Source organism: Pedobacter cryoconitis (assembly GCF_001590605.1).
Lineage (GTDB): Bacteria > Bacteroidota > Bacteroidia > Sphingobacteriales > Sphingobacteriaceae > Pedobacter > Pedobacter cryoconitis_A.
Map to the genome: position 1 here is coordinate 3,341,367 of NZ_CP014504.1, position 25,611 is coordinate 3,366,977.

Annotated in this window: 16 protein-coding genes; 2 read left to right on the forward strand and 14 right to left on the reverse strand. The window is 41.5% G+C overall.

Translation table 11 applies throughout. The features are described from left to right. Nucleotides 1–115: 115 nt before the first annotated feature. The 10 genes from AY601_RS13800 to AY601_RS13845 all read right to left on the reverse strand — a co-directional run bounded on the left by AY601_RS13800 (nucleotide 116) and on the right by AY601_RS13845 (nucleotide 18,059). Nucleotides 116–2,887: a DUF5695 domain-containing protein gene (locus AY601_RS13800; protein ID WP_198163523.1), complete on the reverse strand. Its 2,772-nt coding sequence runs from the start codon at nucleotides 2,885–2,887 to the stop codon at nucleotides 116–118. 162 nt (nucleotides 2,888–3,049) lie between these two features. Further along, entirely contained in the window at nucleotides 3,050–3,613 is a 564-nt protein-coding gene (locus tag AY601_RS13805) for a hypothetical protein (RefSeq protein ID WP_068402068.1), read from the reverse strand. Nucleotides 3,614–3,636: 23 nt separating this feature from the next. Next, the gene (locus AY601_RS13810) at nucleotides 3,637–5,919 is read right to left on the reverse strand and encodes a GH92 family glycosyl hydrolase (RefSeq protein ID WP_068402070.1); all 2,283 of its coding nucleotides are present in this window, start codon (nucleotides 5,917–5,919) and stop codon (nucleotides 3,637–3,639) included. Between the two features lie 239 nt (nucleotides 5,920–6,158). After that, nucleotides 6,159–7,307 (reverse strand): TlpA disulfide reductase family protein, encoded by a 1,149-nt coding sequence (locus tag AY601_RS13815; protein WP_198163524.1) that lies wholly within the window; start codon nucleotides 7,305–7,307, stop codon nucleotides 6,159–6,161. A gap of 20 nt (nucleotides 7,308–7,327) precedes the next feature. Then, the gene (locus tag AY601_RS13820) at nucleotides 7,328–8,950 is read right to left on the reverse strand and encodes a S41 family peptidase (protein ID WP_068402074.1); all 1,623 of its coding nucleotides are present in this window, start codon (nucleotides 8,948–8,950) and stop codon (nucleotides 7,328–7,330) included. 2 nt (nucleotides 8,951–8,952) lie between these two features. After that, nucleotides 8,953–10,941: a TlpA family protein disulfide reductase gene (locus AY601_RS13825; protein ID WP_068402076.1), complete on the reverse strand. Its 1,989-nt coding sequence runs from the start codon at nucleotides 10,939–10,941 to the stop codon at nucleotides 8,953–8,955. Between the two features lie 17 nt (nucleotides 10,942–10,958). Next, nucleotides 10,959–12,332 carry a RagB/SusD family nutrient uptake outer membrane protein gene (locus tag AY601_RS13830; protein WP_068402079.1) on the reverse strand — a complete coding sequence of 458 codons (1,374 nt, stop codon included), beginning with the start codon at nucleotides 12,330–12,332 and terminating at the stop codon, nucleotides 10,959–10,961. An 8-nt stretch (nucleotides 12,333–12,340) separates the two neighbouring features. Then, entirely contained in the window at nucleotides 12,341–15,943 is a 3,603-nt protein-coding gene (locus AY601_RS13835; RefSeq protein ID WP_084359260.1) for a SusC/RagA family TonB-linked outer membrane protein, read from the reverse strand. A 149-nt stretch (nucleotides 15,944–16,092) separates the two neighbouring features. Beyond that, nucleotides 16,093–17,268, reverse strand: coding sequence for a FecR family protein (locus AY601_RS13840; protein WP_068402083.1), 1,176 nt, complete (start codon nucleotides 17,266–17,268; stop codon nucleotides 16,093–16,095). A 212-nt stretch (nucleotides 17,269–17,480) separates the two neighbouring features. Beyond that, nucleotides 17,481–18,059 (reverse strand): RNA polymerase sigma factor, encoded by a 579-nt coding sequence (locus AY601_RS13845; protein ID WP_068402085.1) that lies wholly within the window; start codon nucleotides 18,057–18,059, stop codon nucleotides 17,481–17,483. 316 nt (nucleotides 18,060–18,375) lie between these two features. On the opposite strand from AY601_RS13845, the gene AY601_RS13850 reads away from it, so the two are divergent. Then, nucleotides 18,376–19,827 (forward strand): PAS domain-containing sensor histidine kinase, encoded by a 1,452-nt coding sequence (locus tag AY601_RS13850; protein WP_068402088.1) that lies wholly within the window; start codon nucleotides 18,376–18,378, stop codon nucleotides 19,825–19,827. An 83-nt stretch (nucleotides 19,828–19,910) separates the two neighbouring features. Here the strand turns inward: AY601_RS13850 and AY601_RS13855 are convergent, their stop codons facing one another. From AY601_RS13855 to AY601_RS25355, 4 genes are all read right to left on the reverse strand, one after another. After that, nucleotides 19,911–21,080 carry a PepSY-associated TM helix domain-containing protein gene (locus tag AY601_RS13855; RefSeq protein ID WP_068402090.1) on the reverse strand — a complete coding sequence of 390 codons (1,170 nt, stop codon included), beginning with the start codon at nucleotides 21,078–21,080 and terminating at the stop codon, nucleotides 19,911–19,913. Between the two features lies 1 nt (nucleotide 21,081). Next, entirely contained in the window at nucleotides 21,082–23,547 is a 2,466-nt protein-coding gene (locus tag AY601_RS13860) for a TonB-dependent receptor (RefSeq protein ID WP_068402092.1), read from the reverse strand. Between the two features lie 113 nt (nucleotides 23,548–23,660). Continuing rightward, nucleotides 23,661–23,819: a zinc-binding dehydrogenase gene (locus AY601_RS26365; RefSeq protein ID WP_084359262.1), complete on the reverse strand. Its 159-nt coding sequence runs from the start codon at nucleotides 23,817–23,819 to the stop codon at nucleotides 23,661–23,663. A 12-nt stretch (nucleotides 23,820–23,831) separates the two neighbouring features. Then, nucleotides 23,832–24,005, reverse strand: coding sequence for an aldo/keto reductase (locus tag AY601_RS25355; protein WP_198163525.1), 174 nt, complete (start codon nucleotides 24,003–24,005; stop codon nucleotides 23,832–23,834). A 358-nt stretch (nucleotides 24,006–24,363) separates the two neighbouring features. On the opposite strand from AY601_RS25355, the gene AY601_RS13865 reads away from it, so the two are divergent. Beyond that, nucleotides 24,364–25,566, forward strand: coding sequence for a glycoside hydrolase family 30 beta sandwich domain-containing protein (locus AY601_RS13865; RefSeq protein WP_068402094.1), 1,203 nt, complete (start codon nucleotides 24,364–24,366; stop codon nucleotides 25,564–25,566). Nucleotides 25,567–25,611: the final 45 nt, after the last annotated feature.

Here is a 25,611-nt window from a genome sequence, read left to right on the forward strand (position 1 = left end):
GACCAAAGTTAACCAGGTAACAAATCAAACTATGACCGGATATTAATCAATACAACCCGTAAATGCACCTATTATTACGTTTTTCCTGCTCATGAAGGATCAAACAAACAGGAGCTTAATTCTTTTTTAAAATCACTTCAGTACCCTGATCAGCAACAAGCGGTATAACATAATTTCCCCTGGAGTTTCTTTCCGCATTTTCTATGCTGTACCTACCTTTAAGTGGGGAGTTCTCCTGAAATTTCAACAAGGCATTTGGCAAATATTCATTTGATGGTTCCAGTTTTAAACGCACTTCTCCTGAACCAGACTGATAAGAAACCTCTGCTATCTGACCTGCATCCAATGTAATCCACAATCCCGCAGGTGCAACAAATACCGCAGATTTCGCCGCAGTTGTTAGTTTAACATGTATCCACGATCCTTCTTTCGAAAGATTACCTCCAAAGGCAAGCCAGCCAAACTCCGGATGATCAAGTATATAGCTGGCCGTATTTACTGCATAACCAAAAAATCCGGAACCATAATCACCAGACAGCCCATCATTGCGTAAAGTAGAAGGGAAAGCATGAAAAGCCGCCGGGGCAAAACCGTTTTCAGTAATATTTGAGATCGAACCCATTAAACCACCATAGCCAGCCCGCAGCAGATAAAAATCATTTGGGTGTTTCCTGTAGTCTGTCAATATCGGTATAGCATTTAATGCAGATCCATAATGATGGATCATACGTTCTATCCGTGAAAGTTTGCCACCATATAAAAAGTCCCAATAGCGTCTTGCATTACCATTATAAGCCCAATGGGGCACTATAGGAACATAAGCCAGGATAGCATCCATGGTTACAGCTGCTTTATCCTGAAATCCAAAATAAGACGACCACATATAAACCTCTTCCTGCCCAGTGGAATCCCAAGGCATTTCACTTCCGAACGGATATTTCAGCGAACGCCAGTGCAGCGCACGAACTTTCATTTTTTCTTCCAGCGCGTTGGCAAGCGACAGCATACCTTCGGCTTTCAAGTCTTTTAATATCAAATAAAATACTGTCCCTTCCATTTGCCCAAACTGCGCATAGTAAGGTGCAAGCCTCATCATAGCCAATGAAGTTTCAGCAGCATATGTTAAATATTTTCTCCAATCCGATTCATTCACCAGTCCTTTATAGTTTCGCGCCAGTCTGTACATTACCCAATGCACAGCTGCCACATGTGGATAGTTATAAGAACGACCTACTGAATTGGCTTCTCTGGCTGGCCAGGCAGACCATGTTTTGAAGTTGATCCCGCTATCATACGTACCTTTAGGTAACGAATCCGGGGCATAATAAAAGAGACTTTTTCTTACTCCGAATTTTTCCGGTCCGGTACTGACCTGGATCTGCCCAAACAAGGTACTATCTGCAAAACGCTGTAATTTATGGATCTCTGTTTTATTTGGTGCGATCAGTTCTTTCATCATTGCCCCTAACCAACCTCCAGCACCCCCTTCGTCACTTAAACCAGCAATCCATGCCCTGTTGTCCTGGGTAACCTGCACCTTTTTATCTTCATCATAACTGATTACAGACGGACTACGCTTAAAGATGGGATCTTTCTGTTCAAACCATTGTTTAGTGGTTAGAAAATTTCCATAATCAGCGATTACTTCAGTTTCAGGCTTAATCACCTTATAATTTATAGTTTGAACCAACCCATCTTCATAAGTAACAGTTAGCCTTGCCCTGCCCCAGCTTTTACCCTGAACCTGGTAAGACTTCCAGCCGTTTTTAGTTGTTGCTGAAGCCGTTACCGTTAAAGCTTGTTGCGGCTCAACAGCTATAGTTTTAACTTTCCGGTTATATTTTAGAAATAACCTGGCATCTACATCCTGCGGCAATACATAGCCTGGAACAGAAATCGCTACCGGCCGTTGATTCTTCTCTAGTGTCTGTTCAATAGTTTTTACTGTACCTGATACAATAAACTTTACACCATAATTGCGTGTTTCACCTGGTTTTAAGATCAATGATGTTGGTGTATTCCATTGTGCTGCATTTTTCCACTCCTGTTCTGCATAAGCTTTACTATACACGGTCCATTCATAAAAACCTTCAAAAGCAATTCCTCGGGGTGTTGGGTCATCAAGTAAAGGGTTATAGGCTTCAAATGGTGTATGTCCATAAGGTACTACCAACAATGAAGGTGCATGGCCGCTCAAACGGGTAACTTGCAGATAACCTGCATCCCTGCCTATATAGGGATCATAAAAAACATTTTGGGCATGTGTTTGCTCCAGCGTTTTTCCCTCCAGAATATTGTTAAAGATCATTGGAATTCCTAAACCACCAATCTCTACAGCTTGCTTAGATTTGTTATTCAGTTCAAAACGTAAAATCAAATGCCCCCCTTGTACCTCCCAGTAACGTCTCACCCGAAGCGGGATAGTTGAGGCTAAAGTTGGTCCAAGATCAGATGCGGCAAGTATATGTCCGCCACTTTTCATCAATCGTACCGGCATGCGACTAGCGGCAGTAGCATATTTTTTCCATTCCCCTCCCTGTGTTTTCAATACCAGGTTCAGGTCACCCAGCTGATAAAGCCCATTACTGCTTCGCAGCTTAAGGCGGTCGGACGGACTAAAATCAAAAGTTCTTTCTTTACCAGGATTCAGGGCGGCCACAGTTTGTGAAGATTTCAACAGTTTCAACTGCAATGCCCCTGCCTTAAAATTTAAGGTTCCTTTTTTCAGCCCAAGCGTAGAAGAACGCTTAGCCAATATATCCCATGGCGACTGTCCATATACTATTCCGCTGAGCATCATCAACCCAATCAGTACATATATATTGAATCTGAAACGTAGAAAAACCGCTTTAAAAACCGCAGTGTATTGAAATCCTAAGTGCATCATAATTACCTTTTAACCAAAAATATGTTTTTACACTTAAGTGGATGCCTATTCATCCAAACAGGGCAAAATCGGTAAAGAATCGGCTTATATTGGCCTAGAGCTCAAGGGCATTTTTCTGCCAGTGCTACACCTGATTTTAAGTAGCCTTAGAATCAGTATAAGTTAGGGCTGAGTGATCGCATTTAGTTTCATATCAATACCTAACGGGTTAGCCTTGCTTTGACAGATAAAAGGGAAGTCGGGATTGTTAAGTATCCAAAATTCCGTAGTCTCATTTTGGGCAACAACGTGCAAAACCGCTAATGGCTGATTATCTATCATCAATACAGCCGAATCTGCTTTCAGTTCATAAATGGTATTATTATATGTAAACTTATGCTTGGTAACCAGTTCATTAAACGCACTACGGGAGATCATACAAAAAGTCTGGTCTGCACCGAGTTTAACCTTCTTAAAAGGCTCTGGCTGAGCAAAGCTTAAACCAGTGCCCTTATTTAATCCCGATGCAGAAACTATATAGTTGCCACCCGCCAAACCGCGAATGTTCCAACCCAAAAGCAATGAGTCTGAAACACTGTTTAGCGTGATATGAAAGGGCGAAGTTTGCCCGTGCAGGTAAAAAGTGTATTTAAAAGTAGTGCCCTCTTTAATTAACGTTGTTAATTTTTGTGCCGATGCGCCTAAGCCCAGCATCAGCAATAGTATCATATAACTTACTTTCTTCATTTTACAGTGTGTTATGCCGGTGGTTAATATTTAACAGGAGGTAATATTCTGGTTCCCCATGCAGATGGTTTATCGTCCATTTCCAGTTCCAGTTCACCACCCATCGCAACATCATCATGTTCTATCCAGGCCTGGTTAAATGGTTTGCCATTCAGGCTTGCAGATTTGATGTAAATATTTTCATCGCTCAGTTTTTTAGCGATTATCTTGAAATCCCTGCCATTCTCCTGGTGCAAAATGCTTTGCTTAAGCAAAGGCGAATTAATAAGATAATAAGACTGTCCAGCGTTAGGATACAGCCCCATCATTTGAAATGACAGCCATGACGACATAGCGCCAGAATCATCATTACCCGGTAACCCAAAATGTGAAGTATTATAGTTTTTAGCTATGATCTGACGGATGCGTTTACTACTAAGATCGGGGCGGCCTATCCAGTGATACAGGCAAGGTGTTAAAAATGATGGCTCGTTAGCTACGTTGTAATATTTGTTATCGAACAGCGTATCGAGCCTGCGCCTGAATGCCTCTTTACCGCCAGATTTAGCAATTACAATGGGAACCTGATGCGGGATGCTTAACGAATACTCCCACGAAGTTGCTTCGTATAAAAAAGCACACCAATGGCATACATACCACGGAAACTCACGCGTAAGCGGTGTATACTTGAATGTAGGATGCTGATTATTAGCTTCGCCATAAACAATATTGTCTAACCAATGCCCTGCAGCATCTCTAGGCATAATAAAGCCAGTTGCGCCATGATCCTGATAATCATCGCGCCATAAGTTACGCCAGTTATCAGCCTGCTTTAAAAAACGCTGATAGATTTTATCTTTTCCTAACCCTTTAGCAACAACCGCAATGCAGTAATCATCATAAGCATAATCAAGCGTTCGGTTACCCGAGCGTGCAAAATCATAAGATACATAACCCAGCTTGTTATAGTCAGTTAATCCGCCTCTTCCTTCTTTTTCTCCATTTCCACCGGGTGGAACGGTAGCGTCTTTAAGCATAGCTTCTAAAGCCAGGTTATAATCAATGCCCGGCAGCTTTTTAACATATGCATCGGCAATTAATACCTCAGCATTTGAACCGCCTTGTGTACGCCCGTTATAATTGCCGCTGCGCGAATCGGGCATATAGCCATCGTGCTTATAAATATTAAGCAACGCGTTCACAATTTCAATTTCGCGTTTGGGCGATATTAAAGTAATTAATGGGTTTGATGACCTGAAGGTATCCCATATGGCATAAAAATCATCATAATAAGGCTTATCAACCGTCCACAATGGATTTTCACCAGTACGATCTGCAGGCATCAGCATGGTATGATACAGCCCGGTGTAAAAGAGTTTCTTCTGGTCTAATGTGGCATCATCGTTAACTTCGATCCGGCTTAAAAGTGCTTCCCATTTATTTTGCACCTCGCCTAATACCCGTTCAAAACTCCAATGAGGGATTTCCTGGTCTACGTTTTCTTTAGCTTTCAACTCGCTGATAAAAGAAATGCCAATCTTAACCTTTAGCGTATCAGAAAGGCTGTTTTTAAATGCCAGTAAAGTACCTGTTTTTTCACCTGCATCAAACTGTTGTTTTTTACCAGGATAAAGTTTATCACCTTTCCAGGTAGTATAAGTTATAACCGGGCTGTCAAACACGGCATCAAAAAACACAGTATAAGCAGCACCATTATTCCAACCGCCACGAATTCGGCTATACCCCCTTACTTCGTAAGCCGATACCATTTCTATTTCCGATCCTACAAATTGCTGGGCCTCGCGTGCATCAGGTTCCGGCTGCTCGCCTAAAAAGAAACCTGCATCAATTTTCAAGGCTTTTTGTGCTTTTTCAGGGTAAGTAAACCGATAAATAGCAGCTCTTTCTGCGGCTGAAATTTCAGCTTTGATCTGATTCTTTTTAAGTGTAACGCCATAGTATCCCAATGCCACATGCTCATTCTCTCGCATTGAAGATTGCTCTGTTTTATTCAGCGCACCTACAAATGGCATAAGCTGAATATTACCGTATTTAGGGCCCCCACCCGTTCCACTTACATGCACCTGGCTAAAACCTGTAACTGGTGTAGGATCCGGTAACCACCCGCTATTGGGTGCCGAGGTACAATCAGGGCTGGGTTTAATCATACCAAAAGGACAAGATGGCCCCACAAAAACCCGTCCTAATCCTTCTGAACCAATCATCGGATCAACATATTGGTATAATTTTTTCTGTGCACGTGCTGGTGTACACCAGTTAAATGCTGCTATTAATAATAAAGCACTGATTGCCCTGTAATACGCCATGTTTTTGGTGAGTGTTATAATCAGCGATAAAGATGAAGTGGGCTTATGACATTACTCACTTTATTAGGTTAAATAATTATTAAGTATTAATCAGGTTATTACGTTTTTTGTACTCCTGCCAATCATAAGCGAACAAATTAAGAAGAAAACTACCCATAACTATGAACCAAATTATACCGCAAAAAAAATGCAGGCGACATCCATCAACCTGCATTTCATTATTAACTATAACTAAACTTCTATTTGGGATTATTTCCGAAAAGGCTTTTCAATTTCTCATTTAAGGCTTCACCTCTCAGATCTTTTGCAACAATCTTACCACTTGGGTCTACCAAAAAATTCATAGGGATCGCAGTTACCTCGTATAGTTTGGCCGCTGCGTTTTCCCATCCTTTCAGGTCACTTACCTGTTTCCAGATTAACTTATCATCAGCTATAGCTTTCAGCCACTTCTCACGATCGGTTGGTTTGTCCAGTGATACACCCAGGATTTCAAAACCCTTTGCATGATACTGGTCATATGCCTTAATCAGATTTGGGTTTTCCCTTCTGCATGGCGCACACCAGGATGCCCAAAAATCAACCAGTACATATTTACCCCTGTAATCAGAAAGCTTAACTATTTTGCCATCCACATCAGTCTGAGAAAATTCAGGTGCTTCAACGCCATCCTGTGTTTTTTTGGTTGAGGCAATTCTTTCTGCCACCTTTTTTCCCAAATAACTGTTTCTCAGATTTTCATTGATACCCAGAAAAACCTTTTCCGCAGCAATCGCATCAAATCCCGGGGCCAGTGTTGAATTCAGTGCCATTACCGACATATACTGATCAGGATTTTCCTTTACATATTTAAGCTTGGCCGCTACAATCTCATCGGCGATCACCTTTGCGCGCTCCTCCAACGTTTTTATATAATCCTTATCCTGTTTCTTCGCTTCTGGCTGCGCTTTAAATTCATTATCCAGTACCTTATATTTATCATAAAACGGACGCAGGTAATTGTCTACCTTACCACTCTCTTCAGTTAGCGTCGAGCCGGTAATTACAGCTTTTGAGATTGAATCTGTAGGAGTCACAAAGCTGATGTTTTCATTATCAAGAAGAAAAGATTTTGCATCTCTTTTTGGAGCTACACCACTATTCTTATTAAGCGTATGCCTGATCATGACATTTGCGTCAGTTGGCGAAGGGGTTGAACCTTTAAATTCAAATTTGCCATCCACAATCATCACAGAATCCACTTTCGGCTTCCCATTGTCATTTATAATAAGAAAAGCTTTTGCAGGCTTATTCAATTTTCCTACCTGGCCTTTAACCGTATAACCGTTCTGAGCCTCAGCAAAAAGAGACAAGCTTAGCGCCATACCTATGAGCATTATTATCTTCATATTGTTTTTCATTGTGTAAATTATTTAGTTTTTATGTTTTTTTTTGCCGATGAAGAATGATTTTCGAGCAAACGGTTATAAATTTTATTGTCATTCAGTATGGCCATTGCTTCGGTAAAAGCCTTGCTTGCCTGGTTGCGTACCTGTAATTCGTATCCCCTGCCTATAAAGAGCTGGCCGGCAATTTCTGCCTTCAGCTCCAGACACAGCGCTTTTTGTGCCACCTGGTTTCCAGCTTCGGGAAGAGTAATTTTGATTGTTTGGGCCTGCTTATAAAGCTGATCCAGCAGTGCCGCAGGAACTTCAAATGCCTTATTAAAAGAGGAGAAATCTTTATAAGTATTCATGAGGCGCTCACGCTGCTGCTGTACATAATCGAAAGCAATCTTGGTAGTTAGCCCGCTGTTCATCGTTTTGGCCATCCAGCTGCTGTAAATAGCAGTGTCAATAGGTACAAACTTATCCGGCATAATACCGCCTCCACCATATACAATCCGCTGACTTTTTCTGGTTTTATATTTCAGGGAATCCGGGAAATGAATATGGCTGGCATCTGTCAGCTCTCCCGAAGCCATCCTTCGGTTGAAATCCTGAAAGTAATCCGTTTTGCTATTACCATAAGGTTTCTGTATCGATCTGCCTGAGGGGGTAAAATACCTCGCCTGGGTTAGCCTGATGACTGATCCGTCAGGTAAAGATAAACCCATCTGCATCAAGCCTTTTCCAAAACTCCGCCTGCCAATCACTACAGCGCGGTCCCAGTCCTGCAGCGCACCTGTCAGTATCTCACTCGAAGAAGCCGTACTCTCATCAATCAGCACCACCAGCTGGCCATCAGTAAATTGACCAAAGCCGCCGGTCATGTAATTATCATGTACCCCGGAGTTAGTCACCGCATAAAATACTTCGGCCCCCTTTGGGAGAAACTCGTCCGCTACGCCGATCGCTGCCTCTACTAATCCGCCGCCATTACTTTGCAGATCGAGTATCAGCTTAGTCATCCCCTGAGCTTTCAGGCTTTTTAAAGCTTCGTCCATTTCGCGGCGTGTAGACTGGCTAAAAACAGCCAATGAGATATAACCTGTGTTTTTGTCCACCATGTAACTGGTATTGATCGACAGTTCAGCAATTGATTCACGCATCACACTCAAGTGGAGGGGCTGCTGCTGTATACGTTTAACATCCAGTTCCACTGCTTTGCCCTTTTCGCCCCTGATCATTTGCATTACCTCCTGATTCTTCAGGGATTTCCCAAAAATGGATTTACCGTCTACGCTAATGATCTGGTCACCAAGTTTCAGACCTGCTTTTGCTGCCGGGCCGTCAGGGTTCACCCCAGTAATAAAAGTACTGTCATTCACCATTGAAAACTGAATTCCGATACCCGCGAAACTTCCGGTGAGTGACTGCTTCATCGCTTCCGCTTCTTCCCTGTTCATATAACTCGAATGTGGGTCCAGGCTGGCGAGCATCGCTTTAATCGCTGCATCTACAATGGGCTCATCCGGTACAGGATCAACATAATTCTGCTGGATCAGCGACAATGCCTTTTCCAGTTTCACTTTAGGGTTCATCTGTGCATGGGTATTTAGTGCAAATAATGAGATGCCCAATACAACTATTCTGGTTAAATTTCTTTTCATCTTTATTTCTCTGTACGTAAAATTTCTATCGCCATTGCCAGCTCATCTTTCAGCTCACTCGGACTGCCGCCATAACCCTCAGAACTATATCTGACTATACCGTTTTTCACAATGATCTTTCTTGGGATTCCGCCCGATTTGAATAAAGGGGTCAGGCTTTTGAATACCTTGCTTTGTTCACCGTTATCTCCAACAGCATCATGCAGGAGTTTAAAACGGTACCCCTGAGACTTCACATAATTAACCGACTTAGCTTTATAATCCCCAAACTGCATCGTTCCTATCATATAAATCTCAACTTGAGGGTCTTTGGTATATTGATCGATCAGCAGTTGCATCCCCGGGAAAGCCATGATGCATGGACGGCACCAGGTGGCCCAGAAATCAATCACTACGATTTTGTCTTTCCAATCAGATGAATTTACAAAACCGCCATCTGCACTTTCCAGCGTGAAAGGCGGTAATGGATAGCTGACCATACCAGCCATTACATGAGCACGCATTTCGGCTTTTTTATCCTCTGGTATCAATGCCGACAAATATTTTTCGTATCCTTCAACACTACCTTTGTGCTGATCCATATAAATCTGTTTCATTTCCACAAACATGGCCGGTGTAACCGCATTTGCTTTAACACTGGCTTCCAGCAATGCAAAAACTGCTTTGCTCTCTCCCATTTCCTCCAGCATCTTCATGTGCATTTCATTCAGGTCTGCATTTCCGTACTGTCCCTTTGGAGAAAGATTTTTGAAAGCCGCGAGCCCGTCCTGGTAATTTTTCGTCGCATAAGCCAGGCTGATATGCGTAAAAATCCGGTCATCAAGCTGATTGTCCGCATTTGCCTGCTCCTTCTTTACATCGCCTCCAAAATCCTCACGGTAAGAGCCATCTGTCCTTCTTTCAAACAGGTAGGGCAGAATTTTTCTACTCAATTCGAACAGCACCTTTTTATCCCCGTTATTTGTCATTTCAGACTTGGTCAGGTTCCAGCGGTAAACTTCATTGGCAGTCTTGAAATCGAAGGCTTTAAACATCGCCAGGAACTGATCATAGTGCTTGCTGCTAAAATAATTTACTTCCAGGCCGGTATGTATAGTATAATAGATAAATGCCTGTTTGTTGGGATGCTGTATCCATTCCTGATAAGGAAAATCTTTCAGAAAATTTTCTGCCGCGTTACGATAGCCTTCATCCGTTTTCTGTGTAGCTACCCGGTTATAGGCAATAAACCTTGCAGTACTGCCCTTTGGATACTTCTTGAATATGATTTGCTCTACTTTTGCAGCTTGTTCAGCAGAGTGGAGGTTAAACGCATAGTAACGCTGAATCGCTGCCAGCAAGTCCTCATCAATCTTCTTGTTTTTCAATTCATGCTGTAATACCTGGTCTGCAAAACTTTTGAACTTTGCTTCATCCATGGTATTCTTTTTCAGCTCAAGATAGTCTGCCAGATACCTGCTTACAGCTGATCCTTTGATGGCAAATTCTCTGGTTAAAAGCGAATCAATTTTGCCTGCACTCAAAACAGGGTTCACATAGCCATTTAAAAGCATATTGCTGTTTGGTGTAATAAACCTGGCTTCAGCAATATAGGTTCCCGGAGCAGTTTTTTTATTGGTTGACAGTACAGCAGTATAGAAACCGCGGCCATGATTGTTGTCCGATGCCTCTATTTTTTCTTCTGTTCCCTGAAAGAATTTTACCGCTGCAAATACTGCGTTTGCGGGGAATTGATAGCTTGCGGTCCACAGGTTATTGACTTTAGTCATCAACAGGGTGCTGCTTCGCCATTCTGACCCCTCACTCCAGATTAAGCTGCCAGAGATCTGGTCACTAAACTCCAGGTCTCCGCCTTTAGGGTCATATTGCAGGTCAGCCTGCTGACCTGCTACAGGTGATTTTGGAGACCAGCTGAGTTGCTGTGCGACCGACCGGTTGCTGAAAAAGATGCATAGCAATAGCCAGCATATACTTGCGATATGTTTATTCATGTTGTGATTTGTGTCGTTTATCTTGGGTTTTGTTCTAATTCAGGACTAAGTAAGATATACTTGTCCCCTATCGGAAAAATATACCTGTTACTGTTAGGTGCAAGCGTATACGTCTGGTTCTTAAATGTTCTGGTTTTGGTTTGTGCAAATGCCGGATCCAGGTTCAGGCGTTTCTGGTCAAACCATCTCATTCCACTGCCAACAAACTCTTTGCGCTTTTCGTCTATCACTGTTTGTAACGCGGCATCGGCAGTGCCGGTCGGCAGATCTGTATAATCCGCAGGAAGAAAACGTTTTTTGCGTAAATTATTGACCATGCTAATTGCTGATGTGGCATTTCCGGCACGTGCAAGGCATTCCGCTTTAACGAGCATCATTTCAGGGACAGAAGGACCATTGACGATCACAAACTCACCGTTTAGCAGATATCTTGAATATGCCCTTCCTGTAAACGTGCCACTGAATGAACGCCCAAAAACTGATCTTGCACCTGTAAAAATCTGGTAGCGAAGATCTCTTGTGCCCATAGAAGTCAGCAAATCATTACTGATAGAGACTGCTGTAACAGTTACCCCTGTAGTTTTAGACAATAACACTTCAGGATCATTCAGCCTTGTAGGTACCGTACCCGGAGCAGTTGCATATTTTTGGAGATCAAGCAATGTACTTTGCAGGGTCAATGAACTGTCCGCATATAATCCGGCCCGGTTAAAATCACGCATATTCAGGTAAGTTCTCGACAGGATCGCATAAGCGGAAACCTTTGCAGGTTTCATATTGTAATCTGGTAGTGCAGGCAGCCTGGAAACAGATTCCGTCAGGTCCTTTTGAATCTGAGCGTATACCGCTGCTACCGGCTGACGCTTTAAGCTGGTATACAAATTTGGTGTAAGCAATAAAGGAACACCTAAATCAGTCGATGAAGTGGCTGAATTATATTGTTTTCCATACATATTTACCAATATCAGATAAGCATAAGCACGGTGCACAAGCGCCTCTGCATAAATCTGTTCTTTATCTGCGTTTGTTCCGCCCTGTGAATCACGCACACCGGCAATAACTTCATTACAGGTATAAATAGTTTTATAGAGCCCGTTCCAATCGCTGTCACCTTGTGAATCACTGGTATATTTAGCTGACCAGGTATATACATTACTTTGTATATCGTCCATCGCAAGAATTCGCGAAGGATCTGTGATTTCGGTATCATCACCAGAAAAGATGGGGTAACTGCATGTACCTTCAAGATTCTGGATGTTATTCATTACATACCTGAAATCAGTCGTATATTTGAGTGTTCTTACATTCTTTTGTTCAATTTCTACATATTTTCTGCAACCTGTCCCAAAAATTAAGAGTGTTGCAAATAGTATTAAATATTTTGTTCTCATGTTTTCCTTTAAAATGAAGCGTTCAATCCAAATACATAACTCTGTGTTGGTGGGAGGCCACTAAATTTGACCGTATTGACATATTCCGGATCAATTCCATCTTTATTTGCTCTCCAGATCAACCCCAGGTTCCTTACATTCGCAGAGATGGTCAGTGATTTGATCATACCCGCAGGAAGCATTCTTTGCGGAACCACATAGCCTAGTGAAACCTGTTGCAGTCTGATATTGTCTGCCTTGCGAACCAGCAGATCAGAGTTTGAATATCTGTTAATGCTGCTAAAGTTCACATCGCTCAGTCCCGGTACATTGGTTGTAGCTTCATCCCCAGGGTTTCTCCAGCGTAATGCAAGATCTGCGTTTCTGCCAAGCACGCCGGAGAAATTCCCCTGAAATGTTGGATAGCTATCAAGTGACGTCTTGGTAAACACATGACCAAAGTATCCGGTAATTTGTACGTTAGCTTCAAACTGACCATAACGGAAGGTGTTCATAAAGCCAGCTGTATAAGGAGCTACCTGTCTGCCAGCATATTTGAGATCCTGTTTGGTAAATGCTGAAGTTAAGTTTGTCGTGCTGGAGATAATATTGTTATTACGGTCATAGATCTGAGATTGTCCTTTGTTATCCAAACCTGCCCAACGATATACATAAAGGGAGCCTAGCGGCATACCAGCTACAGTACTACCGCTTCCGGCAAGAGAACTGGCATTATTTTCATAACGTACGTCAGTAACCTTATTTGTATTATAAGAGAAATTAAGGGTTGATTTCCAGCTGAACATACCAGCGTGAAGCACTTCACTGTTCAGTCCGAACTCATAACCATTGCCATTTAGCGTTCCACTGTTGAATACCAGGGATGACCAGCCGTAAGTAGCATTATAGGGGTAATTACTCAAAATCCCGGAGGTACGTTTTTTGTAAATGTCAAATGTACCTGATAGTTTGTTGTGGAATAAGTTAAAGTCCAGTCCAAGGTTATACGAGCGGGTAGTTTCCCAACTCAATGCTGAGTTTGCCGGAGTGCTGATGTTGGCCAAAGGCTGCCCGGTGCGCTGATCTGTACCTGTTATATCAATTAATGTCAGATTGGTTCCGCTAAGCGGGATAGAACCTGCAGTTCCTACTGTTGCACGTACCGAAAGATTATTGATCCATTTTATATCCGACAAAAAGTCCTCTCTAGTAGCATTCCACCTTACACCAGCAGACCAGAATGGTTTAGCTCGTTTAGATCTGTCCAGCCCAAGCTGCGTGTAATCGTCAAACCTTACGCTACCAGTAGCGAAATATTTATCATTGAATGCATAAGAGGCATTACTATAATAAGAAAGATAGCGTTTACGGGTCTGCAATATGCCACTCAGATTTTGGCCCAGGTTGCTTGAGTAACCATAAAATGTCATGTATTGATCCGTAGGATTTGCCGCGCCAATCCCCCCTGTGTCCTCGTTATATCCATAACGTGTCTCATTAGTCCTGGTACTACCTGTTTCCCTGATCTCTGCACCTGCGATAATATTCACATGATGTATATTGTGAAGGGTGAAATCAGAATTCAGCTGACCGCGGAGTCCGGTATCATAAGAGTTTTCATTAGCGGTATAAATTTTGCCGCCATAAGGTACATTATATACCAGTTTACCATTCGTAACCACAGTTCCTGTATTGACAAGAATCCTTGAATTATAACTATTTAGCTCATCCAGCATAGTGTTGTAACCTATCTGACGCTGACTGGATATGGAAACATCTGCGTTCAGCCAGCTGGTAATCTTTCCGTTCAGCCCGGCATTGAACCTGAATACATTATTCTTACTGGTATAGTTTGAATAGTTCAGCTGATCCACTGCATTGTAGCCAAAAGGAAGATAGCCTTGTGCAGTATAACTATCTGCTATAGATTGCCTGAAAATATTAGTCCGGAAAATCGGATTGCCACTTGCATCCAGAAGCAGATCATAAGGTCTCAATGACGTTAAGTTGCTGGATAAAGCATCTACACCGCTGCTATTATAAATACTTTTGGAGTATTGGTAATTCAGCAGTGTCCGTAAGGTAATGCGCTTGTTCAGAAAGCTGGTAGAAGTGTTGGCATTTAAAAATGCATTTTCTCCCACATTCTTTTTAAATACCGGGACATCTTTAACATATCCGCCTGATACATAATAGTTGCTATGTTCAGTACCACCTGAATAGGAAAGATTATACTGATTATTGATCGCGTTCTGCATCAGATTATCTTCAATCTGTTGCTGTCCGTTTCTGGAAGAAATTTCTGCCAGGGCTGCATCCCTCTGCTGCACTGTTGCTGTGCCCCGCTTTACCTTAAACATCCATTCTGTAGCCTCACTGTTATTTTGCGCATAAATTTCATTACCAGGAGTGGCCAGGGCAGGATCCGTAATAAATCCCTTATCTACCATTTCCTGCTCCAGATTCACATATTGGGCGCTATTCATCCATTTTAGTTTGGATAAAGAAGGGTTTTTGGAGATGCCGAATACATAGCTAAAGTTTAGTGAAGGATTAGAAGCCTTACCTTTCTTGGTATCAATTACAATTACGCCATTAGCTGCCCTGGATCCCCAGATAGAAGTAGCCGAAGCATCCTTAAGAAAAGTAATCTGTTCGATATCAGCTATATTCAGGTTGCTGATGATCGGATTTCCAAATGTACTTCCTGTTCTTTGGGTAAGTGTTGGCTGGTCACTTGAATTGATCATCACAAATCCATCAATAACGATCAGCGGTAAACCTCCATTGCCACCATAATTGTTTACGCCCCTGATCTGGACCGTATTATTCTTAACGTCGAATTTAACACCAGGAACTTTACCTTCCAGCCTATCCATCAGGTTCACTGCCGGAGTTTTGGCCAGTTCCTCGCTGGATACCACCGTATAGGCACCTGCAACACGATCTCTACTAATCTTTTGGTATCCTGTGGAGACCACATTTATTTCTTTCAGATCTGCCTGTACCGGTCTCATAATGACCAGAGCCGGCGAACCGCTTTTCCTGTCAACGAAGATCTCTTCAGTTTTGTTCCCAACATACGTGATCTGCAAAACGAGCCCATTTTTAGGGATATTAGTAATCAGCACCTCTCCTTTTGAATTGGTAGTATACATTTTGTTCCGTGTCTTGTCGTAAACATTTGCTCCCGGGAGCAAACGGCCGACAGAATCCTGTACAATGATCCTGACTTCTTCAGCAATCACCGCTTCGGCAATACGTTCTGTGAGCGTCCGCTCTTTAATGACAATAGTACGTCCTTCAAATGAAAAGCCAAGCGATTGAGCAACAAGTGATTGCTGAATGGCCTCAAAAACAGAAACACCTTTTACATTGATACTGACAGGTTTCGCATGCAGTACCGCATCAAGATCATAAATGATCGAATAGCCGGTTTGCTTGCGTATTTCACGCAGCACATGTTCCAGTGAAGCATTTTTCTCGACCATTGTCACTTTCTGGGCCATCGTAGATGCGCTCAACTGCATGAAAGCAACCAGTAAAATCAGGACAGTCAATCGCATAACAAGGAGAAATCTATAGACGTACGCATGACGTACCTCAAAATTTAAAGTAAAATTTTTATACATTTGTTAAGGTTTGGTTACGCAGATGCCCATGTTTTCGAAGGCAGAGCAAATGCACAGGTTAATTAGTTGATATTTAATATTGACACCCGCCAGATTCAAGACCAGAAGTGTTTCAGCACTTCTGGTTATTTTCTATGTGGGTATGTAGTTTACCTTGAAACTATAACCCTCCTTCCTTCAATCGTAAAATGAACTTTTCCTGTTGATTGTATATGATTCAGTATAGCTGAAATATTAGTCTCTCTTGACATCCATCCGCCAAGCATCAGGTTCTTCGGAGCTGATTCCTCATAACTGACCTCCACACCATACCAGCGCGCCACTTTTCGCATTGCGCTGGCCAGGTCTTCACGAAAAATAAACTCACCATTTTTCCAGGCCATGGCCACTTCTGTATCAGCAGGGGATACATCAAGTTGTAAGCCTTTCAGTATGGCTTGTTGCTGCGGTTTTAAAACAGCACTTTGAGCTGAAGGGATGTTCACTACAACACTTCCTTGTAGTAGCGTAGTAGTGACCACCGGTTCATCCGGATAGCTGTTGATATTGAAATGTGTACCTAAAACTTTAACCTGCTGATTGAGTTTTCCGGATTTCATCACTGTTACTACAAAAGGAATTACTGCCTTTCCGGATTTTTGCATGAGGTGTGCAATTTCAAAATATCCTTCCCCTGTTAAGCTCACTTTACGTTCATCCTGATCAAAGGCAGTTGGGTAGGTCAGCGAAGATGCTGCGTTGAGCCAAACTTTTGAGCCATCCGGCAGTATGACCATATATTGTCCGCCTACTGGTGTTTGTATTGTATTGGGCTTATTGGACTGGGCCTGTCCAGGTTTAGTATGGTAAACGAGTTGTCCATTTTTTGTTTTCACAATACTTAACCCGCTTTCTGCAAGTAATACGCCATTCTCAGCATTGCTTAAATCAACCCTTTTACCATTGGCAAGGGTAAGAAATGCACTGTTTTTGCCTGGGGCAATATCTTTTCCCTTACTGATGGTAAAGCGTTCCACAGGCTGATTACTTTGTTTATAATAGAGGACAGACAAACTGCAGATCATTAGAATCGCAGCAGCAACGGCCCATCTCGAAATGCGAGACAGACGCACTACTTTGGAGGGCGGAACACTGTCATTTTTAATTGCCTGCTGAATATTCATCCACATCCTGTCATTCTTTACTTCGTAATCGTGTTGCACATCAGTTTCTGCAGCTTGTTCCGCTTTCAGAAGATACCAGGTTTCAAGCCTTGCAGACACTTCAGCTGTGGCTTTGCCATCCAGAAAGGCATCAATAATATCTTCAGATTTAAGATTTTTCATAATTAATTATACGGTAGTATAAAAGGATGACAGTTTACCCGGATCAATGTTGTATGCCATATTAAAAAAAAGTTATATTTCTGTTAATCTTTGCTGCACTCATCGCTGAAATAGCGCACAACCTCATCCGAAGATGGGACCAGCAAAATATATATCAGTTGAAACTAACGACTATATAGATAATTAGAACCACTGGCTTTATGCTGATACTATTATAATAAGGTAAAGAAAAGGGCAATATGGTTCCCCAGTTTTCTGCGGAGAATGGTGATAGCTTTGTTCATTTGTGTCTTTACAGTGAGTTCAGAAATATTCATCGCCTCAGCAATCTCTTTATAGGATAGATGATCAATCCGTTTTCTTTCAAAAACTTCCCTCATTCTGGATGGCAGTTGCTGTATTTCCTGTTCTATCAATTTAGCAAGGATCTTTTCCCGGACCAGGTGATCCGAAAGTTCATATCCATCCACCATAAATCTTTCCAGATCACTCCGGTAGGAAGCATGTACGCTACTCTTTGCAATAATATTGAGTACGGTGTTTCGTACCATGGTGTACAGATAAGCACCAAGAGTTGTATGGTCAGGAAGATTAGGGGCAGTCTTCCAGAATTTTATAAATATATCCTGAACAACATCCTCAGATTCAGCATCTGATTTAAGCATTCTAAACGCATGGCGGTACAAAATAGGCCAATAACGCTGATATATTTCGGAAAAAGCCAACTGATCACCACTTTTGAGCATCAAAAGCAACGATTCATCATTCAAATCAGCAATCCCATAGTCCATTTTACAACATTATGACTGTAAAATAAGTACTATTAATATAACATCCTAAACTATAATCAAAAATACTGTTAGTATTTAAGTATTTTCTCGTAGATGATCTTATAATTACCGTGTAAGATAATACAATTAACGTCAGGTCTTCAACCGACTTGCGCTTACTTCCCATTGCTTGAGGTAATAGTAACAAATTGAGATCATTCTGGCAGTGATACTTCCAAACATTTGCTCCTATGCTGGGAACTAATAATTCAAGTAAATATAAATTAAACAGATTTGGATTTATAAGTGTTATACGCTCACCCAGCTGAAGATTGTTATGCAAGAAAAAAAAGAGTCAGACGATTTTAGGACACGTTTCCACGAATGTGATGCCAAGTTCAACACGATCTTTGATCTTACAAGCGTAGCCTCGAAGATCATACGATCAGACTTAACTATTTTAAAGGTTAACAAAGCCCTTTGCGAACTTTTAAGCTATCTACCTGAAGAAATTGAAGGGACTAAGATCCTGGATCATGCCTGTGAAGAATATATAGCGCACTGGCACAGGCTTCAGGAAGAACTGTGGTCCAAGAAAGTTCCTCATTTCAAACTACAGGCATGCTTGTACCGTAAAGACCGGAGCATCGTCTGGGTAGACGTTACCACTATTCTATATAACGACCAGGGCGAAACATTCGGTTTCACTGTTCTGGATGATATTTCCGGGTTAAAAAAACATGAAGAAAGTGAGAAACGTTTGAACGTAGCCTTAAAATATTCTGATACCGCCGTATGGGAACTCAATCTGGAGACTAATGAAGTTTTCCGTTCCCCCGACCATGATCAGATTTTTGGATACGGGCAAAGGCAAGATTACTGGACGCTGGAAAGCTATTATCCGCACATCACTGAGCAGGATTTACCTGGATTTAAAGCAGCAATCCAGCACATCGAAGTTGAAGGTGGCATTGATGTTCAAGTCCGGCTCCTTAGAGCTGACGGTATACTACAATGGCTGAACATGAAAGGAAAAACCGAAACCAATGAAGATGGAAAAACTGTAAAACTGATCGGTGTGATTAACGACATCACAAAAGATAAAATCGCCGAAAGGCACAAAGACGACTTCATCAGCATTGCCAGCCATGAACTCAAGACTCCGGTTACAAGTTTAAAAGCATCCCTGCAATTACTTGAAAGATCTACGGAACCACATTCAGGCCGAAACAAGCTGTTAGTTTCCCAGGCAAATAAAGGTATAAACCGGATCTCCCTGATCATAGACGACCTGCTCAACGCAGGCAAAAATTACCGTGAGCAGCTTGAATTCCGAAAGACAACTTTTAACCTTTATGAACTTGCAAAGGAAATATGTGACCAGTTTGCCTCCTCAGAAACTCAAACCGTCACATTGACCGGAGACAAAGAGCTCATTATCCATGCCGACTCAGAACGTATCGGAAGGGTACTCACCAACCTGATCAGTAACGCGGTAAAATATGCTCCAGGTTCAGCAGAGATTAAAGTTGAGCTGCAAGATGAAGCAGCATTTGTAAAAGTATCAGTAACTGATAAAGGGCCAGGAATCAGTAAAGAAAAGATGCCTCTTCTTTTTGACCGCTACTACCAGGCAGATAACCAACAAATACAATACTCAGGACTGGGTCTTGGCCTGTTTATCTGTGCCAATATCATCCGTAAACATGATGGAGAGATTGGGGTTGATAGCGAACCCGGTAAGGGTAGCACGTTCTGGTTTACTTTGCCGAAATCAATTCTAAATTAAACTTTGGGCTCGTCAAGCGTAAAAAAAACACGGAATACCGATATCTTTGCCAAAAAAAATTACACTGGAATTACTTCCGGTTTTCAACTTGTCTTTTTACTTTTTTTATTACGCTTACCCCACCATATTAAAAAACCAGAGATAGGTAATGATGCGCAGATAGAACTGGCTAAAAATGCCAGTATCTGGGTACCCAGGCCATAGATACGTCCGGTATGGATATCTTTATTTGAGTTACGCCATTTTAAACCCAGTGGCTTCTGACTATGAATCAGCTGATCAAATTGTTGTCCGTTACGCCTATCAAAATAAAAATAACTCATATTGCGCCAGCCGTCACTGGAATGTTTATGATATACGAATGCCATAAGGCTTTGTTCATCTTTCTGAGGGATGCTTAAACCTATAGTCTCGTAATTGTCAGCAACTTGCTTTTGTATGGATGCAAGTATATTATCCAGGGTATTGCCAGTATTATTAGAAACAACGCTTGAGATTTTAGGAGGGGTACGCATCAGCTCAACTCTGCCCGGTGAACCGAGTATACGGTATATCCCGCTTTCCCACCATCTAAAAGACCATACCAAGCCAGTGATGGCAATAATCATCACAATTGGCAGTACATAAAACCCTAAGCTGTTGTGCAGATCGTAATTTACTCTTTTCCATTTAGCACTCCACTTCACAGACATGTTTCGCTTAAGTTGCTTCATATTTTTCGGCAGCCAGAGCATAAAGCCTGTAATTAGCATGATCAGAAACAGCAATATGGATGAACCTATAACCAAGCTACCTACAGGCTTCACCAATAAAAGCTGCCGGTGCAGTTGCTCGGTAACATTAAAGAATTCGTGTTCAACGTCAATAATGCCCATTACCTTGCCAGTATAAGGGTTTACATATACATCTTCACGATAGGCAAACTGACTGAAATAGCTAAGGGACATTTTTTCCTTTTTATTAACTTTTGATGCAGAAAATATATAGCTGCGGTCTGCTTCATTGATCCGGATATCAGTTACGGGTTTCTTGTTGCCCAGTTTTTTTTGAGCTATGCATAATAACTCAGAAACCGGCCTTACAGGGCCGGTTTCTTTCACTTTTACAAGATCACTGTGAAAAAAGTCAAATAGCTCATCTTCAAACACCAGGACACACCCGCTTACAGCCACTATGACAACGATGATACCTGTAGACAAGCCTATCCATAAATGTAGCCAGGATGCGATAGCCTTAATTCGCTTCCAAAGCATATTAAAAGTCGTATGTTAATGTTAACAAATAGTTTGAGGGTGCACCTGGGAACAGCCTGATATAATCATACCCCCCTACCCAATATTTTTTACCTGTGATGTTGTTGGCATTAACCTGGATCTGCACTTTATTAACACGATAATAAGCGGCAGCATTAATCAACAGATACTCAGGAATCGTTTGGGAAAGATTGATAGATAAATTACGTTTGCCAACGTAGTTTGATCCTAAGCCAAAACCAAAGCCGCTTAACTGTCCACTTATAAAGTTATACCTTGTCCAGATATTGGCTGTATTTTTTGGTGCATTAGGCTTTTGCAAGCCAAGTTCAGCAGGCACAAGGCTCTCTACAATTTTAGCATCGTTATAGGCGTAAGATGCCAATATGCTCCAGTTTGGCAAGATACGACCCGTAATATCAAACTCAAAACCACGGGCACGTTCTTTACCAACCGGTCTTAACAGGTCAGGATTAATGAGGTCATTGGCATTATAAAGCGTATTTCTTTGTTCAATTTGATAAATTGAGGTGGTAATAGCTAAACGGTTGTCAAACCAGCTACTTTTAGCACCAAATTCTATCATGTTGCTGGTAACCGGGGCAAACGGTCCACCCGCATTGGGATTAGCAAGGTTAGCCGCGGTTTGCGGGTTGTAGCCCATCACATAGCTACCATATACATTTATATTTTTTGTTGCGCTATATATTAATCCAAGACGGGGTAACCAGGCGCTGGAGTGCGTTTTTCCTTCCGTCGAAGTCGCATAATTTATAAAGTCGGTATAATACTCATAACGTATACCAAGCAATGCTTGAAAACGGCCTAATTTAATTTGATCCTGTACATATCCTGCATTCAGATAGTAGTATGTTGGCGCAAGAGTTGTTGGTGCAAAAAATGCCTTACTATCATCTTGCATTCGTTGTGAATTGATCGAATTAGTCAAGTCGAAAGATGGGATGTTAGGTACAGGATTACCTTTAGGGTCGCGCAGATACTTCAAACTGTCCTTTGCAACGTAGCTGGCGATAGTGCCTGTATTGGTCGCATTTCTATAACCAGAAGCAGTAAGTTGTGAGGCACCGGCAGGCATTTTTTCACTACCATAGTCGTAACCAACAACAATTTTATGTTCAACACTACCGGTTTTAACATTGTAATTAAAGTATCCGCTTAAATTGTCAATATACCGTTTGCGTTTGCGTTGGAACACCTGCATATTAACCAGGTTAGGTATATCTTTACCCAACTTATCTTTGGCAAAAGCGTTTGCACTACGGTGCTCATAAAGATCTTCCTGATAACCGGTTTTTGAATAGGCCAGGTTAAAGCTTAAATTTTCATTAAAACGGTGATTGGCTGAAAGCGTAACAATATAAGTTTGTTCGTTCAGGAAGTCATTGGCCGTACTTAACGCGAGGGATTGCGGAGTAGAATAAAGATCGTTACCAATAACAGACTGCCCCCTGTCGAGCCTCGAACGAGAGCTGTTATATACCATATCAAAATTGATCTGTGTTTTTTCAGATGCCACGAATGATAAAGATGGGGCAATTACAATATTTTTGTCAAACTGCAGATCCCGGAAAGATCCTGCATCCTCGTAACCAAGGTTTATTCTGTATAGCAGCGTACTATCTTTACTGGCAGGCCCGGTAAAGTCAGCCAAACCACGTAATGTATTGAAGCTGCCTAATGACATACTAAGCTGACGGCGGGTTTCATTCAGTGGCTTTTTAGTTACCCTGTTAACCACACCTCCAGGGCTGGCATTACCATATAGTGCTGATGAAGGACCTTTTAATACCTCAACACGTTCAAGGTAGTTCGTCAGTGGTTGTTTCCAAAAGCCGGTGCTTGTACGCAGCCCATTAACCAACTGCGTGTTACTTTGGCCGTTAACACGGAATCCTCTAATGGTCAAATCATCATAAAATGTGAACTGACTTACGCCGCTGAAGTTTTTAACGACATCACCTGTGCGTATTGCCCCCTGATCGGCCATTAACTCTTTACTTGCGTAAGATACAGATTGTGGGAGATCCTTAATATCAGTTTCAGTTTTGTTGCCGATAAAGGTCGACTTGGTTTTGTAAGTTCTTTCTTTACGCCCTGTTATCTCAACTTGCTGTAAGGATGAGTTATCGGCTGAGAGGGATATATTTTGTGTAATGTTTGCACCTGTAACAACCTTTATCTTATAGTGGGAAGATACATATCCGAGGAAACTTACACGTAAAGTATAGTTTCCAGGATCAAGACTAACGGAGTAACGCCCCTTCACATCGGCAATTGCAGTTAATGAAGTACCTTGAACAATAATAGTAGAACCAGGCAGCGGATCGCCTTTGTCATCGATTACAGTCCCTTTTACCGTTTGCGAAGTCTGTTGTCCATGCGCTGGAATAGTGAAATAAAGTGAGCAGATTAAAAATAGAAATGGAATAGATAAAAGTTTTATCATTTTGTGCGGTTGAGATTATTATATGTGCCGCAAAAATACATTCTTATTTATATTAAATCCAAATAACATTTACAAAAAATAATAGGCCTGATTATTTTGTTTAAGTTATGTCTTCATTTTACCACTACTTTTCCCTTGGCACTTCCAGTCTCTACATATTCAAGAGTTTCATTCATCTGATCAAAATGAAACACAACGGCCCTGATCACATTCTGTTTAATCAGTTTGGAAATTTCATGTAATTGTTTACTATCTGCCCTCCTTAAAACCAAATTTGGTGGCGATTATGACATTTTACGAATGGGCTGGAGTGCCTCACCAAGCAGGTCCTGATTGGTAAAAGGCCCATAGGCTTCTGCCGTATCAAATAAATTTACGCCAAGGTCTGCGGCTCTGTGAATTAACGTAATCATTGCCTGTTTATCGGGTATGAAGCTATGGTGGTAACTCATTCCCATGTTAGAATGTTTTAATAAATTACTACAAATACAAAAATCATGATAATATACAGTGGCATTTGTATTTATGAAATATCCGCTTGCGTAGCCTGCTTAAGGATTCAGGCTTCACACCGAGATAAGAAAATAATTGAAACTGAGAAATTTGATTAAACAGTTCTGGACGAGTAGCTAATAGATGCGCAGGAGAACTCTTCTTATTTGTAATTGACGAACAGTATACCATAACCTATCTTTGCATCGTTAGATTTAACATTAATCTGCGAATCGTATTTAACAAAATACCTGGCATTAAAGTAAGTAATTTTTATAAGCTTTTTTGAAATTAGCAGCTACCTGTTAAAAAAAATAATCAATTATGAAATTTAAAATTCATGTCATCGCTATTACCGCATTTTTACTGTTTGGCTGTTCAAAAGAAAAGCTTCAAAATGAAGGAAACGCTGATTCGCAGATAGCTGATTCGCAGATACAAGGACTCGCATCTATTGATGGCAATACCTATTATCAAACCATTGATGGGTTAGGCTTTTCCAGTGCGTGGTGTGGCACACTTACTACAGCCAAAAACGATGCACTTTATAATACACTGGGCTTTTCTTTGTTAAGGGTACGTTTCGACCAGAATAATGACTGGACCGATGAAACAAACAATGCCGCAGCAGCGCATGCCCGGGGTGCTAAAGTATTAGGCTGCCCCTGGAAAATACCTACCGCTTTCCGATCAGGCAATACTATTCCATCTAACCAGTATGTTAATTTCTGCAATTGGCTGGGTAGTGCCGCTTCAACAATAAAATGTGATTTTGTATCTATAAAAAATGAGCCCGATGGGTCTTCAGAAGATGGTAATCTGGATGGATACCAGATACGTGATATGATTAAAGCAGGCGGATCAAATATTGGCAAACCTATTGTTTGTGCCGATGCTATTAATTTTAACGATGTTTATACTGACCCGATACTGAACGATGCCACCGCTGCCGCTAAAGTTTCTTATGTTTCCGGACATCTTTATGGAAATGGCAATTATGTACATCAAAATGCATTAAATAAAGGGAAACATGTTTGGATGACAGAATACTATGTTTCCAATAGCCGTGACAATATGGATAACTGTTTAGTTTTGGCTAAAAATATTAGTGATTGTATGAACAACAAATTTAGTGCTTACTACTTTTGGTGGGTTAATGATAATGATGCAAGTGTTAACCTGGTTAATCAAAGCGGTACAATTTATAAAGCCGGCTACACTGGCGGCCAGTTTGCCAAATGGATAAGACCTGGAAAACAAAGAATAGCATGCACCTATAATCCTGTCTCTAACGTTTATATAACAGCTTACAGTGGAGGCGGATTGGTAATAGTAGCTATTAATACAGGCACTTCAGCAGTAAGCCAGTCTTTTTCGGTAGCTAACGTTAGCGGTATTAATTCGCTAAATATTCATCGCACATCGACTAATGAAAACATGTCTTCGATAGGATCCGTTGCCATTTCAGGCAATGCATTTAAGTATACGCTTCCCGCCAAAAGTATTACTACTTTTCATCAATTTTAGCCAGCAGTACACTTTATAAGTATAGCCCAACAAAATGTATCAAAA

Excerpts from the sequence above, each read along its gene's own strand:
- AY601_RS13800 (WP_198163523.1), bottom strand. The coding sequence starts at position 2,887 with ATGATGCACTTAGGATTTCAATACACTGCGGTTTTTAAAGCGGTTTTT.
- AY601_RS13805 (WP_068402068.1), bottom strand. The coding sequence starts at position 3,613 with ATGAAGAAAGTAAGTTATATGATACTATTGCTGATGCTGGGCTTAGGC.
- AY601_RS13810 (WP_068402070.1), bottom strand. The coding sequence starts at position 5,919 with ATGGCGTATTACAGGGCAATCAGTGCTTTATTATTAATAGCAGCATTT.
- AY601_RS13815 (WP_198163524.1), bottom strand. The coding sequence starts at position 7,307 with ATGAAGATAATAATGCTCATAGGTATGGCGCTAAGCTTGTCTCTTTTT.
- AY601_RS13820 (WP_068402074.1), bottom strand. The coding sequence starts at position 8,950 with ATGAAAAGAAATTTAACCAGAATAGTTGTATTGGGCATCTCATTATTT.
- AY601_RS13825 (WP_068402076.1), bottom strand. The coding sequence starts at position 10,941 with ATGAATAAACATATCGCAAGTATATGCTGGCTATTGCTATGCATCTTT.
- AY601_RS13830 (WP_068402079.1), bottom strand. The coding sequence starts at position 12,332 with ATGAGAACAAAATATTTAATACTATTTGCAACACTCTTAATTTTTGGG.
- AY601_RS13835 (WP_084359260.1), bottom strand. The coding sequence starts at position 15,943 with ATGTATAAAAATTTTACTTTAAATTTTGAGGTACGTCATGCGTACGTC.
- AY601_RS13840 (WP_068402083.1), bottom strand. The coding sequence starts at position 17,268 with ATGAAAAATCTTAAATCTGAAGATATTATTGATGCCTTTCTGGATGGC.
- AY601_RS13845 (WP_068402085.1), bottom strand. The coding sequence starts at position 18,059 with ATGGACTATGGGATTGCTGATTTGAATGATGAATCGTTGCTTTTGATG.
- AY601_RS13850 (WP_068402088.1), top strand. The coding sequence starts at position 18,376 with ATGCAAGAAAAAAAAGAGTCAGACGATTTTAGGACACGTTTCCACGAA.
- AY601_RS13855 (WP_068402090.1), bottom strand. The coding sequence starts at position 21,080 with ATGCTTTGGAAGCGAATTAAGGCTATCGCATCCTGGCTACATTTATGG.
- AY601_RS13860 (WP_068402092.1), bottom strand. The coding sequence starts at position 23,547 with ATGATAAAACTTTTATCTATTCCATTTCTATTTTTAATCTGCTCACTT.
- AY601_RS25355 (WP_198163525.1), bottom strand. The coding sequence starts at position 24,005 with ATGGGAATGAGTTACCACCATAGCTTCATACCCGATAAACAGGCAATG.
- AY601_RS13865 (WP_068402094.1), top strand. The coding sequence starts at position 24,364 with ATGAAATTTAAAATTCATGTCATCGCTATTACCGCATTTTTACTGTTT.